Raw genomic sequence first — 14,019 nt, forward strand, 5'->3', positions numbered from 1 at the left:
GGAATGTTGTTTGCCTCATCGCGGATAAATCCGCTCCTACAGGGCCCGTAGGAGCGGATTTACCGAGACGTCGGACCGCCGCGATGAGGCCATCCGCCATGACGCAGGCATTTCTTCTATAGATATGGGAAACTTGTTTTCACCTGAGGAAAACAGCGGCCCATGCAGCCGCTGATTGCACTTTCCCAGTGCGAAATCTTTATTCTTGAACTGAAACCGTGCAGGATCCTGGATGTCGACCGAAACCGAACCACGCCTTCGCCTGGAGCAGTACCTGGGCTTGCAGATCAAACGCCAACGGCAGGCCCAGTCGCTGAAACTGGCCGATGTGGCACGCATTGCCGGCATCAGCCAAGGCATGCTCAGCAAAATCGAAAACGCGCAGGTATCCACCAGCCTCGACACCCTCAGCCGCCTGTGCGACGTGCTGGGCATGCCCATGGCCAAACTGTTCAGCCAATACGACCAGCCTGATGGCAATGCGCTGCTGGTGAAGGCCGGCGAAGGCCTGGAGGTAGTGCGCCGCGGCACCGAGAAAGGCCACACCTACCATTTGCTCAATCACGCCAGGGGGCCGAAGAAGAACTTCGAGGCGTACATGGTGAGCATGGATGACGCCAGCGAGGAATTCCCCACCTTCGCCCACCCGGGCACGGAGTTTCTGCATTTGCTCGAAGGTGAACTGGTGTACCGCCACGGCAACCAGCTGTACCACATGCATGCCGGCGACAGCCTGACCTTCGACGGCGAAACGCCCCATGGGCCAGAGCAACTGGTGCAGGTGCCGATTCGCCTGCTGTCGATCATGAACTACGGCGACGAATGACGCGGCGCTGGCAGGCAGCCCTGATGTCGCGATCTGACAAGCACACGTCGCCCGCAATCGGCTTCGTATCTCTGTATACAAAAATAATACTCACACCTGCCAGCCCCGCGCCGTGGGCTGGCAGGCGCCGTACTTGCGAGTAAGCAGCCTCGCTTCACAATTCCAACGCTGTGGCGCCTTTTTGCACCGGGCAGTTCGCCCGGGCTCATAACGATAAAACTCCCAGAATTGAAGACCCGCGTTGCGCAGCCGGGAGTGCATGCGCGCGCCTATTGTGAAGACTTTAACTGCCATGATCGCTACCTCACTGCCCGTAGCCGGTGCTGCCACCGGCCACCGTAACGCCCTGCTCGTCGCCCACCTGGCCGCTGTGCTGTTCGGCCTGACGGGCATTCTTGGCCACCTGATCGATGCCGACGCCAGCATCATCACCTTTGGCCGCGCCACCTTCGCCTTTATTGCACTGGGCTTTGTTGCCGGGCTCAAGGGCACGCGCCTGCTTGACGCCCTGACCCTGCGCAACCTGCCCATCCTTGGCCTGACCGGCGCTCTGCTGGCGGCGCACTGGGTGACCTTTTTCATTGCGGTGAAGGTGGGCGGTGTGGCGGTGGCAACGCTAGGTTTCGCCAGCTTCCCCGCCTTCATCGCGCTGATCGAGCGTAGCGTGTTCGGCCAGCGCATCGGCGCCACCCAGGCGCTGTTGCTGATGATGGTCACCACCGGCCTGGTGTTGGTGGTGCCGACCTTCGACTTGCTCGACAAGGGCACCATCGGCCTGCTCTGGGGCCTGGCATCCGGCCTGGCCTTCGCGCTGCTGACCGTGGCCAACCGCCGCCGCGCTTCAAGCATGAACGCGATGCAGGTGGCTTTCTGGCAGAACGTGGTGGTGGCCATGCTGGTGGGGCCGTTTGCCTTTACCCAGCTGGGCAGCACCAGCCTGGCGGGCAGCGACTGGGTCAACCTGGCGTTGCTGGGTGTGTTCTGCACCGGGCTGTCGCAGTTCCTGTTCGTCAAGAGCCTGGAAGGCCTTGAGGCGCGCACGGCGGGCATGATCATCGCGCTGGAGCCGGTGTACGCCATCCTTGGCGCCTGGTGGCTGTTTGGCGAGCAGCCGAGCGTGCGCATGGCCGCCGGCGCGGCGTTGATCGTGCTGGCAACGGTCCTGGCGGCCTGGCGGGCAGCACCTGCAGCGCAAGGTGATACCAGCCGCTGCGCACATTGAGTGCAGTTCGGTACACTGTGCCGAATTGTCAGCGAGGACGTGCCCCATGAAGATCGCCAGCTTCGATGTCGACGCGCAAAACGGCTTTACCGCCAACGCCCCACACGAACTGCCGGTGCCTGAGGGCAACGAGATTGCTGAAGACCTCAACGCCATGGCCCAACGTGCCGACCTGCGCCTGGGCAGCAAGGACGCCCACCCGGCCAATGCCGTGTGGGTGGTGGCTGATCGGGCCAAGATGCTGCAACCGCTGCAACTGGCCAATGCCGACCTGACCTGGGTCAGCCATTGTGTGCCGGGCACAGCGGGTTTCGAACTGCTGCCCGGCCTGCCCGCACCGATCGATTACGATTATTTTGTATGGAAAGGCGTCGAGCCTGACTTGCACCCTTACGGCGCCTGCTACCACGACCTGGCCGAGCGCCGCACTACCGGGGTAATCGAGTACCTCAAGGTCAACCAGGTGGGCGCGGTGATCGTCGGCGGGTTGGCCCTCGATTATTGCGTGCGCACCACCGCCTTGCAGTTGCGCAAGGCGGGGTTTGCGGTGTTGCTGTACTTACCGGCTTGCCGCGCGCTGACGCACGAGGGTGCTATCAGCGCCTGCGGTGAACTGGCCGCCGAAGGCGTCATTCTGTGCGGGGACGAAGCAGCGCTTGATCACCAGCTGGCGGTGATCAAGGCGCCATGAGGCCTGCTTATCCGGTCAACCAAACAGCCGGCCCAGGCAAGCAAGCTTTTTCTTGTATGACCGCCGCGCCTGCAAAGCCTCGTCCAGGCTCACCGCCAAAAACCGCGCTTGCTGATTGGGCTGCATCTGCCCGATCAAATCCAGGTCTGCACTGATCACCGTGCCAATCATGGCGTAGCCGCCACCCGATACCGCATCGCGATGCAAAATGATTGGCTCCAGCCCGGCCGGCACCTGGATCGAGCCGATCGGGTAGCAGCTGTCGACAATGTTGGAAGGGTCCGACCCCGCGCCAAACGGCTGTTCACGCGGCTGGAAGCTCAGTGCAGTGCCGCCCTTGTAGCGGTAGCCGATGCGGTCCGCTTCGGAGCCGACCGTCCACGCCTCGGTGAAGAAGCTTTGCGCAGCAGTTTGCGTCAAACGGTGGAAATACAGCCCCGGCACCACGCGCAGCACCACCTCCCCGCCCAATGACTGGCGCAAGGCCATGGGCAGGCTGGCACCCGCTCGGCCCTTGCCGCTGGCCACGCCGACTGGCAGTACGTCACCGGCCATCAACTTGCGCCCCTGCAACCCACCCAGCGCCCCAAGGGCATAGGTCGAACGGCTACCCAACACCTCGGGCACATCAATGCCACCGGCTACCGCCAGGTAAGCCCGGGCACCGGCCGTGGGGAAGCCAAAGCGCAGCACTTGCCCTGCCCTGACCGCGAAGGCGGTGTCCGGGTACTGCTCGCGGCCATCGAGCAGCGCCGGCATCTGCGCGCCGCACACTGCCACCAGGGCATCGTGCTGAAACTCCAGTTCCGGGCCGACCAACGCACATTCGAGGCCAGCAGCGCCTGCCGGGTTACCGACCAGGTGGTTGGCCGCACGCAAGGCGTATTGGTCCAGCGCCCCGGACGGCGGGATGCCCAGGTGGTAATAGCCTTCGCGGCCCAGGTCCTGCACCGAGGTGGCCAGGCCAGGTTTGAGTACCTTGATCATGCCAGCACCTCCTGCAGCGTTCTGGGGTAACCGACCGGGTCGGCGAGGAAGGCGTCCAGGGAAAACTCCACAGGGCGAATGCGCAGGTCGAAACGGCCATCCTCCACATCCGCTACTGCCTGGTCGTAGGTGCGGCGGTCGATGGGCTTGAACTGCACGATGTCGCCGGGGCGGAAGAACACCATGTGCTCTTTCAGGTAAGGCAAGCTTTGCTGCGGGTCGTAGATCGGCGCCGGTGTCACGCCGAACATCTGATAGCCACCCGCGCCGCGCACCGAATAAATGCAGCCGAAGCAACCGCCATGGCCCAAGGTGAGTTTCGGCGTGTCGGTGCGCGGGCGCAGGTACTTGGGCACCTGCAACTGGCGCTCGCGCTCGACCATCTGGAACATGAACGGCAGGCCGGCAACAAACCCGACCATCGACACGAACCAGGGTGCGCCGCTGTGAGCTGCAATGAACGCCTCGACATCAGCCAGGCCGTTGATGCGCGCGGCGTATTCCAGGTCGGTACTGGCCGGGTCCTGGTGGCGGTCGCGAAAACGCATCAGGGTTTCGTGGGTCCAGGGGTCGTTGTACAGCACCGGGATTTCGATGATTCGTGTACTCAGCGAGCGTTCCGCCACCGCTTCGGCTTCAGCGCCCTGCACCGCTTCCAGCAGAGCCTGCGGGGCAATGCGGTCAGGGTCGAAGCGGATCTGGAACGACGCGTTGGCCAGGCAGATGTCGAGCACGCCGTCCAACGCCAGGCGCTCCACGGCGCGGGTAACGGCCATGCCTTTGAAAAACGCTTCCAGCGACATGCTGTCACTGACTTCGGCAAACAAGTGTTCATCCGCACCGAAGCTGTAGCGGATCGGGGTAGTGGCAAGCGGCTCGGCCATGTCTGCTCCTTTTTTGGAATCTTTATCGTAAGGCAGGCAATAACAATGCGGTGCGGCAACGGCGTCTGTGCGCCGTGTGCCTTGTTGTCTCAACGCGGCGCGCGAACCTGGATGCCCGCGCCGTCCAGCGCCGCACGCGTGGCTTCGACCAGGCACAGGGCGCCCGGGGTGTCGCTGTGCAGGCAGATGGAATCGAACTCGATGGCCAGGTCCTGCCCTTCCACCGTGCGTACCATGCCTTGCTGACAGGCACGCAGCACACGGTCGGCGACATGTTGCGGCTCATAACCCCGTACGTTGCGGGTGAACACGATCGAGCCGCTCAGGTCATACTCACGGTCGGCGTAGAACTCGCGCACCACCGGCTGGCCTAGCGACTGGGCGATACGGCAAATCACCGAGCCGGGCATGCAATACAGCAACAGCTCGGGCTCAATAACGCGCAGGTTTTCCACCAGCAACCGCGCGGCTTCTTCGTCGCGGGCCAGGTGCATGTAAAGCGCGCCGTGGGGCTTGATGTGCTGCAGGCTCACGCCCTGGGCACGGGCGATTTCGCGCAGTGCCCCCAACTGATACAGCATGTCGTCGACCAGTTCCTGGGCAGGCGCGTTGATGTGCCGGCGGCCAAAGCCAACCAGGTCGCGAAACCCTGGGTGGGCACCCACCGCCACCCCCAACGCCTTGGCGCGCTCGACGGTGCGGCGCATGGTGCCGGGGTCGCCGGCATGGAAGCCGGTGGCGATATTGGCTGAACTGATAAAGGCCATCAGTTCATTGTCGACACCGTCGCCGATGGTCCATGGGCCAAAGCCTTCACCCATGTCCGAATTGAAATCCACTGCCTGCATGCCTGATCTCCTGGCGCTTGTGACTGCGTGCAGGCCACGTTAAATTCTGCGCACCCCCTTGGGAAGATTTATAAACAGAGGGGGCACCTTCTGAAAATCAGATACCAGGGAGCCACACCGTGTCGTTGACCTTGCGCCAGGTCCGCTACTTTGTCGCCACCGCCGAGATCGGCCAGATTTCCCAGGCGGCGCATCACCTGAACATCTCCCAATCGGCGGTGACCACCGCGATCAAGGAACTGGAAGCCATCCTGGGCGTGCTGTTGTTCCAGCGCTCGGCACAGGGCATGAGCCTGACCGATGCGGGCCGGCATTTTCTGAACCGTGCCTATGTGATTTTGCGCAGCGTTGACGATGCGTTGAACAGCCCGCTGCCGGATGTGCGCGCCAGTGGCCTGTTGCGCCTGGCAGCGAGCTACACGGTGCTGGGTTACTTTTTACCCCACCATTTGCAGCGCCTGGAACACTGGCACCCGGATGTGACGCTGCAGGTGCATGAACAAGAGCGCAGCGCCATCGAGCACGGGTTGCTGGAGGGGCGTTTCGACATGGCCGTGGTACTGACGGCCAACCTCACCCACCCGGATATCGTGTCAGAAACCCTCTTCAACTCCGAACGGCGGCTGTGGCTGCCCAGCCATCATCCGTTGTGTGAGCGCTCGGCTGTCAGCCTGGCCGATGTGGCGCGCGAGCCTTTCATTCTGCTGACGGTGGACGAGGCCGAACAAAGTGCCATGCGCTATTGGGAGCACGCCGGCCAGCGGCCCACCGTGCGGGTGCGCACCAGCTCGGTCGAAGCGGTGCGCAGCATGGTGGCCAATGGCAGTGGCGTGGCCATTTTGTCGGACCTGGTGCACAGGCCGTGGTCGCTGGAGGGCAAGCGCATCGAAACGGTCACCATCAGCGACCCGGTTACGCCGATGAGCGTAGGCCTGGCCTGGCACCGGGAGCGGGCGTTCAGCCCGGCGATGCAGGCGGTGCGTAACTACTTCCATGATGCGTTTCTGGCGCCGCAGCAGCTTTCAGCCCGGCGCTGAAACGCTGGCTTGCAGGAGCGGATTTATCCGCGATGCAGACGACGCGGTGGATGGCACCGGCTTCGCCGGTGTTCGCGGCTCAAGCCGCTCCTACAAACATGCGCAAACGCCCCAAAGGTGCCTCAGCGTTTCATGCAGCTATCGATCCCCCAGCCATAAAGCCACTGCACCGCATCGTAAAACTGCGCCTGGCTACGGCCTTCCCACAACTGGTTGCGCACCAAACGCTCAACCCCCTTGGCGTGATACAGCCGCCCCATCTCCCGCGCCGACCACAACACCCGGGCAGTACGTGGGATACGTATCGATTCGTACAAACGGAACGCTGCCGGCAAATCGTGCTCACAGGCTTTCACTGCCTGCCCCAGCACCACCGCGTCCTCCAGCGCCATGCACGCGCCTTGCGCCAGGTACTGGGTCATCGGGTGGGCGGCATCGCCCAGCAAGGTGGCGCGGCCCTCGCCCCAGCGCTCCACCGGGTCGCGGTCGGCGGTGGCCCAGCGGCGCCACGACGTTGGCCGGTCGAGCATCTGCCGCGGGCGTTCGTGAATGCCGTCGAAGTACGACAGCACCTCGTCCTTGCTGCCGTCGGTCACGCCCCACTGCTCTTCGTTGCGGCTGTGGAAGGTCACCACCAGGTTGTACTGCTGGCCGCCGCGCAGCGGGTAATGCACCAGATGGCAATGCGGGCCGGCCCACAGCATCGGGGCGTTGACGCGCAGGTCTTCGGGCATGTTCTGCACATCCACCACGGCGCGGTACACCACGTGGCCGGTGACCCGGGCCTGGTCGCCGACCATGCGCTCGCGCACCACCGACTTGACGCCGTCGCAGCCAATCACCGCGTCAGCCTGGTAACGGTTGCCGTGGCTGTCGATCAGCGTCACGCCGCGGTCGTCCATCTCCATGCCGGCAATGTGGGTGGAGGTCTGGAAGCGGATCAGCGGGTTCTGGCGTACGGCTTCCAGAATCGACAGGTGGATGTCGGCCCGATGGATCACGCCGTAGGGGTTGCCGAAACGCTGGCGGAAGGCTTCGCCCACTTCAATGCGGCCCACTTCGTGGGCGTCGATGGCGTCCATCATGATCAAATGGTCGGTGAACACCGAACGGTTGCGCGCCGCCTCACCCACGCCCAGGGCATCCAGCGCCGCGTAGGCGTTTGGGCCAAGCTGGATGCCGGCGCCGATTTCACCGATATGGTCGGCCTGTTCCAGCAGCAACACGGCGATACCTTGGGCGGTCAGGGCCTGGGCCGCGGCCAGGCCGCCGATGCCGCCACCCACGATGATGACTTTTTGTTGTTGGGCAGTCATGGTTCGGATCTCCTTCAATACGTTCTTATTGGATGAAGTCAGGCTGGCGGCCCGGTGCGGCAAGCTGGAAAGCCGGCTGGGCCAGGCAGTGCTGGTACACCGCCATCACTTGCGGGTAGGCCTGCAGGTCGCAGCCCAGGCGTTCGGCATTGGCCACCTGGGGCACCAGGCAGCAGTCGGCCACGGTCGGCTTGTCACCGAAGCAGTACGGGCCCTGGCCATGACGCTGCAGCAGCACTTCCAGCGCCGTCAGGCCTTCAGCCACCCAGTGGGCGTACCAACGGTCCTTCTCTTCGGGGGCGACTTCGAGCACCTGTTGCAGGTAACCCAGCACGCGCACGTTGTTCAGCGGGTGGATGTCGCAGGCAATGAGCTGGGCGGCTTCCAGCACCCGTGCCCGTGCCAGCGGCTCGGCGGGCAGCAATGGCGCCTGGGGGTACAGGGCGTCGAGGTAATCGATGATCGCCAGGGACTGGGTCAGGCTGAGGCCATCGTCACGCACCAGTACCGGCACGCCACCAATCGGGCTGAGTTCACGGTGCTGTGGCTGGCGCTGTTCACCGGCGCGCAGGTTGACGCCGTGGTAGTCCACTTCCAGGCCTTTGAGGGCCAGGGCGATGCGCACCCGGTAAGAGGTGGAGCTGTTGAAAAAGCTGTAAAGCTGCATGGCAGTAGTCCTGCTCGATCAGAGCGTGGCGTGGGTGTTGGGGCACGCAGCCGTGGCCGGCCGAGCCCCCTTGAAGAAAATGGCCGCTGCGCCGATCACGGCAGGCAGCATCAGCACACCGAACAGCAGCTCGAAGGTGAGCCCGGCGTCCAGCAACAGCGCGCCGCCAAAGGTGCCGCACACCGAACCGATGCGCCCTACCCCATGGGCCCAGCTGACGCCTGTGGCACGGCTGCTGGTGGGGTAGAAGGCGGCCGCCAGGGCATTGGCGCCCACCTGCGAACCGCTGATGCAAAAGCCCATGCCGGCCACGCTCAACCCCAGCAGCGCGTAGTCACCGTGGCTTTGGCCGATGGCGAACAGGCAACCGGCGCCGCCGAGCAACGCCAGCGCCAGCACATGGTGCGGGTCGAAACGGTCCATGGCTGCGCCCAGGCACAGCGCCCCAAGCGTGCCGCCAATCTGGAACAGCGCGCTGACCAACGCGGCCTGGCTGAGGGTGAGGCCGGTGTCCTTGACCAGCAGCGGCAGCCAGTTGGTCATGCCGTAGATGATCAAAAGGCTCATGAAAAAGGTCAGCCACAATGCCAGCGTGCCGCGACGCAGGGGTGTCGCAAGGATCTGCCGCACGGGGGAATGCCCCTCGTCCTCCGCCTCGATGTGCAGTTGCTGGCAGCCCGCTGGCAGTGGGGCGATCTGCCCCAAAGTGGCCAGCGCCCTCACATCACGCGGGTTGCGCCGCGCCAGAAAGCGCACCGACTCGGGCAACGCCAGCACCAGCACCGGCAACAGCGCCAAGGGCAGCACGCCGCCCAGCAACAGCACGCTGCGCCAGCCAAACACCGGCAGCATCTGCGCCGCCACCACGCCGCCCAAGGCCGAGCCCAGGGTAAACCCGCAGAACATGCCAGTGACCATCAGCGAACGGCGCCGCTGAGGGCAGTACTCCGACGTCAGGGTGATGGCATTGGGCATCGCACCGCCCAACCCCAACCCGGTCAAAAACCGCAGCAGGGCCAGGCTGTGCAGGTCCTGGGCAAACGCGGCGGCCAGGCTGAACGTGCCGAAGCAGGCCACCGACAGCAACAGCACGCGCTTGCGGCCAAAGCGGTCAGCCAGCGGCCCGGCCATGAACGCGCCGAGCATCAGGCCGACCAGCGCCGCCCCCAGCACCGGGCCGAGTTCGGCGGCGCCAAGCTGCCAGTGCTCGCGCAAGGCCGGGGCAATAAAGCCGATGGCAGCGGTGTCCAGGCCATCGATGGCCGTCACCAGAAAACACAACAACAGCACGCGCCACTGAAAGGCAGTCACGGGTTGGCTGTCGATGAAGCGTTGTACATCCACGGTATTGTTGTTGTCGGTGGAAGACATGAGCGAAACCTCCGGGCCTGCGCATTGGCGCAGGCCTCATCTGAAGCGTGGGCAAGGCGTGTCAGATGACGCGGACGCTGATTTCGCCCAATCCATCGACACCGCCGACCATCAGTTCGCCCGCCACCACCGGGCCAACGCCTTCCGGCGTGCCGGTCATGATCAGGTCACCTGGCTGCAGTTCGAAAAAGCGCGACAGGTAGGCGATGGTTTCCGGTACCGACCAGATCAGCTTGTCGATATCGCTGCGTTGGCGGTCCTGGCCTTCGACCTGCAGCCAGAGCGCAGCTTGGGTGGGGTGGCCCACCTGGCTGGCCGGGTACAGTGGGGCAATCGGCGCCGACGCATCGAACGCCTTGCCGATTTCCCACGGGCGGCCCATTTCGCGCATCTTCATCTGCAGGTCGCGGCGGGTCATGTCCAGGCCCACGGCGTAGCCGAACACGTGTTCGTTGGCCTGCTCCAGCGGGATGTTGCGCCCGCCTTTGCCGATGGCCGCGACCAGCTCGATTTCGTAGTGGTAGTTGGTGGTTTCGGCCGGGTATGGCAGCTCCAGCGTCTGGCCGTTGGCCACCGGGACCACGGCGTCGGCCGGTTTGCAGAAGAAGAACGGCGGCTCGCGGTCGGGGTCAAAACCCATCTCGCGGGCGTGGGCGGCGTAGTTGCGGCCCACGCAGTACACGCGGCGCACGGGGAATTGTTGCTCGCTGTCGGCAATGGGCAGGCTGGTGACGGCGGCAGGCTCAAACAGGTAAGTCATGGCAGGGGCTCTCTGGGATCAATGGTTTTCGCGGGCTTCGCGCAGCAGCCCAAGGGCCTCCTGCACGGGGCGGTCGGAGTAGCTGAACAGCACGCATTCGTCGTCGGCCTGCAGGCTCAGCGGCGCCCAGCTCGGCACCACGAAGGTGTCTTTGGGTTCGAAGTGGAAGGTTTGCCCGCCGATGATTGCCCGGCCCCGCCCTTCGACCACGGAGTAAACCGTGGCGTCGGTGCAGCGCGCGGTCTTGCCGGCAAAGCCACGTGGCAGCAGTTGCATGCAGGTACCGATGGTCGGCATCGCCCAACCGCCAGTCACAGGGTTGACATAGCGCAGCTTCACGCCGTCCCACGCATCCACCTCGCCCTGGCGCTCTAGGGTGGCCAGCGCTTCACGGGTGCGGGCATAGGGGTAGCTGAAGATCGGCGAGGTGGCGCCCCGCACGTCATGGCGCAGCGGCAGCATGTTGGCGCCATAGCGGGCCAGGCTGTTGCCCTCCGGGCGGCTGACCGGTTGCACCGCTTCGGGGTAGTTCTCGGCAAAACCGGCGCCAAAGAAGCGCACGGTGGGGATGTCCAGCCCGTCGAGCCAGATCACCGGCTCACCGCCATCCGCTTCGCTGGGGTTGCCATGGTCGTGCCAGGTCATCGACGGGGTGATGATGAAATCGCCCGGGTGCATGGTGGTGCGCTCGCCGTTCACCGCGGTGTAGGCGCCCTGGCCTTCCACCACAAAGCGCAAGGCCGACTGGCTGTGGCGGTGGCTGGGCGCGATCTCGCCCGGCAAAATCAACTGCAGGCCGGCATACAGGCTCGGGGTGATCGACGCCTGGCCACGGATGCCCGGGTTCTCCAGCACCAGCACCCGGCGCACCGCCTCTTCGGCGCTGATCAGTTGGCCGGCTTCCATCAGGTACGGGCGCACCTCGCTGAATCGCCAGAGGGCAGGTACACAGGGGGTGGTTGGCTGGGGCGGCACCAGGTTGTGCAATTGCTCCCATAGCGGGAACAGTGCCTGGGTGTCGATGCGTTGATAGAAGTCGGCGCGGGCCGAACCGATGTTGTCGTTGTTATTCATCGCGTCACCTGTGGTGGGCTGTGATGGGGCTGATGGCGTGGCAGCGCCCCGTTGTGGGTTTGATTAAACGCCCACCTGCCATACATAAAAAATGATATTTTCGTATGCAGTCATACGATAAAAAGAATGGGATTACCGCCATGCACTGGACCCGCCGCCTGCGTCCACGCCACCTTCAGCTGCTCGTGACCCTGGCCGAAACCGGCAACCTCAGCGACACCGCGCGCCAGGCCTACACCACCCAGCCCGGGCTGTCGAAGTTCCTCAAGGAGCTGGAAGAAGACGCCGGCGCCCTGCTGTTCGAACGCCACGCCCGCGGCCTGCGCCCAACCGCCGAAGGCACGTTGCTGGTCAACCATGCCCGGCGCATTCTCAGCGAGATGTCGCGTGCGCAAAGCAACCTTGACGCCCTGCGCGAAGGCAACACGCCCAACGTGACCATCGGCACCTCCCCCGCCTCGGCGCCAAGCCTGGTGCCCGATGCGATCCTGTATTTCCTTGAAAAGCACCCGAAAGCGCATGTGTCGCTGCAGGAAAGCACCATGAACGTGCTGCTCGAACGCCTGCAACTGGGGCAACTGGACGTGGTGGTCGGCCGCGTCGACAACTACCAGCCCAGCCAGGCGCTGCACAGCGAAATGCTGTTTCGCGAACCGATGCAGGTGGTGGCCCGGCCCGACCACCCCTTGGCCCAGCGCCAAGGTTTGAGCTGGGACGACCTGTACCAGTACGACTGGCTGCTGTGGCCCCCGGCCACGCCGATCCGCAACCGGCTGGACACCGCCTTGAGCAACGCCGGGCGCAAACCCCTGCCCTGCAGGATCGAATCATCCTCGCTGATGGCCAACCTATGGCTGATGCAGAACAGCGACATGCTGTCGGTGGCGTCCGGGCGGGTGGCGGAGCATTTTCATGGGCGCGGGTTGTTGAAACGGCTGGATTTTGAGCTGGAGGCTGAAGGGTCGATTGGCATGTGCTGGCGGGATGAGCCACATATCGAGGGGGCGGTGCTCGATTTGCTGGAGAGCTTGCGCGAAGCGGCTCGGGTGCCGATACGGCGGGTGGCGTAACCCTCGGCGGAAGTGCCTCTCTGCGCCCTGCTCCCTGCCGGCCGCGTAATGTCTTTGCGGTGCACCACCACACCGTTAACCGAGGCATTGACCATGGCGAATGAACTGCCCTATTGGGCTGAAGGGACCTTCATCGGCAACTTTCACATTGTCCTGGCGGAGAAGAAGCTGCCTGTGCGGAACATCCGCCTATCCACCCACGACACGGGGCGGATCCTTGCCCACTACGTTGGCAGTGACGGCGTGCCAATCGTGTTCAGACACGCTGGCAAGCAAGGCAAGCGTCTGCGATTCAACATTCTCACTGCCGGGTTCAACTTCCACGGCGGTATCAACTCAAGCAATGTCCTTTGGCTCGAGACCGATCACCTGTCCCCGTTCCAATTTGAAGTGCTTGTTGCCACGCCAACCTCGCTGCGTGGCCACCTTTATGCCGCGGATGGCAGGCGCATCGGTACGGAAAAGCTTGTGCTCGGCGCCCATCACAAAAGGTCGGAATTCCACTTGATGAAGATTGGGGCAACCCCCTGTGAATTCGTCATTGACCGCCGTTGACCGACACATATGGCCGGCACCTGCACAACCAAACGCCCCCATTCATGCTCGCACCGCAAGGACATCTCATGACAACGTCTGAAACCGTAAGAGACTGGATCGAGAACTATTCCTTCATCGGGAAAATCTATCAATCCGTCGAACACCAAAAAATTCCAGTGTCCCTTGATGCACAAAACCGCCTGCGTGCCAGCCCCGACACGGACGCGCTGGAGCTGATCTTTCTTTACCATTCCAGCACGCCCGGTCGGCTAAACTTCTTGCTACGACGGCTGCACCAACGCCATGAGACGATTGATATCAGCCCGAACAACGTACTGACGGCTTACCCCGACAGAGCGCACACCGGCTTCTTCAAGCTTCAACCACTGGCGTGGCGAGCACGCTCGTTGCGATGTCTCTGGCGGGACCAACATGGCAACCCTATCAAGCGTGCGCTGCAAACGGCCGCGGACCTTGCAAAGCCGTCACTCCTCACAATAGGTCAAGGCCAGGAATGCGAGTACCTGGTCGAACAAATCAACTGAGGCGGTCTTTCGTGTTGTCGGGCACGTGGTGGCACGCCGGCCGAATGTTCCAACGGCACTGCTGTCACAAGTCGAGCCACTGCCACCCGTAGCGACGACGCGACATGACCCGGCCAGTTCCGCCTGTGGCAGAACCCGCATGCTGTCGGTGGTGCTGGATTTGCTGGAGAGCTTGCGCGGCAGT

At 63.8% G+C, this 14,019-nt stretch carries 15 protein-coding genes; 7 read left to right on the plus strand and 8 right to left on the minus strand.

Going from position 1 to position 14,019, the window contains the following annotated elements:
• Positions 1–232: 232 nt before the first annotated feature.
• From PVV54_RS13885 to PVV54_RS13895, 3 genes are all read left to right on the plus strand, one after another.
• The gene (locus PVV54_RS13885) at positions 233–826 is read left to right on the plus strand and encodes a helix-turn-helix domain-containing protein (protein ID WP_258652312.1); all 594 of its coding nucleotides are present in this window, start codon (positions 233–235) and stop codon (positions 824–826) included.
• A 292-nt stretch (positions 827–1,118) separates the two neighbouring features.
• The gene (locus tag PVV54_RS13890; RefSeq protein ID WP_274905799.1) at positions 1,119–2,048 is read left to right on the plus strand and encodes a DMT family transporter; all 930 of its coding nucleotides are present in this window, start codon (positions 1,119–1,121) and stop codon (positions 2,046–2,048) included.
• Positions 2,049–2,094: 46 nt separating this feature from the next.
• Positions 2,095–2,739 (plus strand): isochorismatase family protein, encoded by a 645-nt coding sequence (locus PVV54_RS13895; protein WP_274905800.1) that lies wholly within the window; start codon positions 2,095–2,097, stop codon positions 2,737–2,739.
• Positions 2,740–2,754: 15 nt separating this feature from the next.
• Here the strand turns inward: PVV54_RS13895 and PVV54_RS13900 are convergent, their stop codons facing one another.
• The 3 genes from PVV54_RS13900 to PVV54_RS13910 form a co-directional block, all read right to left on the minus strand.
• Entirely contained in the window at positions 2,755–3,726 is a 972-nt protein-coding gene (locus PVV54_RS13900) for a 5-oxoprolinase subunit C family protein (RefSeq protein ID WP_274905801.1), read from the minus strand.
• Positions 3,723–4,610 carry a 5-oxoprolinase subunit B family protein gene (locus PVV54_RS13905; protein ID WP_274905802.1) on the minus strand — a complete coding sequence of 296 codons (888 nt, stop codon included), beginning with the start codon at positions 4,608–4,610 and terminating at the stop codon, positions 3,723–3,725. The genes PVV54_RS13900 and PVV54_RS13905 overlap by 4 nt, the downstream gene beginning before the upstream one ends.
• An 89-nt stretch (positions 4,611–4,699) precedes the next feature.
• Complete coding sequence (locus PVV54_RS13910; protein ID WP_274905803.1) at positions 4,700–5,458, minus strand: 5-oxoprolinase subunit PxpA; 759 nt, start codon at positions 5,456–5,458, stop codon at positions 4,700–4,702.
• A gap of 119 nt (positions 5,459–5,577) precedes the next feature.
• On the opposite strand from PVV54_RS13910, the gene PVV54_RS13915 reads away from it, so the two are divergent.
• Positions 5,578–6,495 carry a LysR family transcriptional regulator gene (locus PVV54_RS13915; RefSeq protein ID WP_274905804.1) on the plus strand — a complete coding sequence of 306 codons (918 nt, stop codon included), beginning with the start codon at positions 5,578–5,580 and terminating at the stop codon, positions 6,493–6,495.
• Positions 6,496–6,617: 122 nt separating this feature from the next.
• Here PVV54_RS13915 and PVV54_RS13920 read toward each other — a convergent pair whose 3' ends face one another.
• The 5 genes from PVV54_RS13920 to gtdA form a co-directional block, all read right to left on the minus strand.
• Positions 6,618–7,811, minus strand: a complete 1,194-nt coding sequence (locus tag PVV54_RS13920; RefSeq protein WP_274905805.1) for a 3-hydroxybenzoate 6-monooxygenase — start codon at positions 7,809–7,811, stop codon at positions 6,618–6,620.
• A 25-nt stretch (positions 7,812–7,836) separates the two neighbouring features.
• Positions 7,837–8,478, minus strand: coding sequence for a maleylacetoacetate isomerase (maiA, locus tag PVV54_RS13925; RefSeq protein WP_274905806.1), 642 nt, complete (start codon positions 8,476–8,478; stop codon positions 7,837–7,839).
• A gap of 18 nt (positions 8,479–8,496) precedes the next feature.
• Complete coding sequence (locus PVV54_RS13930; RefSeq protein WP_274905807.1) at positions 8,497–9,849, minus strand: MFS transporter; 1,353 nt, start codon at positions 9,847–9,849, stop codon at positions 8,497–8,499.
• A gap of 61 nt (positions 9,850–9,910) precedes the next feature.
• A complete protein-coding gene (locus PVV54_RS13935) occupies positions 9,911–10,609 on the minus strand; it encodes a fumarylacetoacetate hydrolase family protein (RefSeq protein ID WP_274905808.1) in 699 nt (232 codons plus the stop codon).
• 18 nt (positions 10,610–10,627) lie between these two features.
• The gene (gene gtdA / locus PVV54_RS13940; RefSeq protein WP_274905809.1) at positions 10,628–11,683 is read right to left on the minus strand and encodes a gentisate 1,2-dioxygenase; all 1,056 of its coding nucleotides are present in this window, start codon (positions 11,681–11,683) and stop codon (positions 10,628–10,630) included.
• A 140-nt stretch (positions 11,684–11,823) separates the two neighbouring features.
• On the opposite strand from gtdA, the gene PVV54_RS13945 reads away from it, so the two are divergent.
• From PVV54_RS13945 to PVV54_RS13955, 3 genes are all read left to right on the plus strand, one after another.
• Positions 11,824–12,753 (plus strand): LysR substrate-binding domain-containing protein, encoded by a 930-nt coding sequence (locus PVV54_RS13945; protein ID WP_274905810.1) that lies wholly within the window; start codon positions 11,824–11,826, stop codon positions 12,751–12,753.
• Positions 12,754–12,846: 93 nt separating this feature from the next.
• Positions 12,847–13,308 carry a hypothetical protein gene (locus PVV54_RS13950; protein ID WP_274905811.1) on the plus strand — a complete coding sequence of 154 codons (462 nt, stop codon included), beginning with the start codon at positions 12,847–12,849 and terminating at the stop codon, positions 13,306–13,308.
• 68 nt (positions 13,309–13,376) lie between these two features.
• Positions 13,377–13,835, plus strand: coding sequence for a hypothetical protein (locus PVV54_RS13955; protein ID WP_274905812.1), 459 nt, complete (start codon positions 13,377–13,379; stop codon positions 13,833–13,835).
• Positions 13,836–14,019 lie beyond the last annotated feature (184 nt).

It is taken from the genome of Pseudomonas sp. PSKL.D1, from assembly GCF_028898945.1.
Lineage (GTDB): Bacteria > Pseudomonadota > Gammaproteobacteria > Pseudomonadales > Pseudomonadaceae > Aquipseudomonas.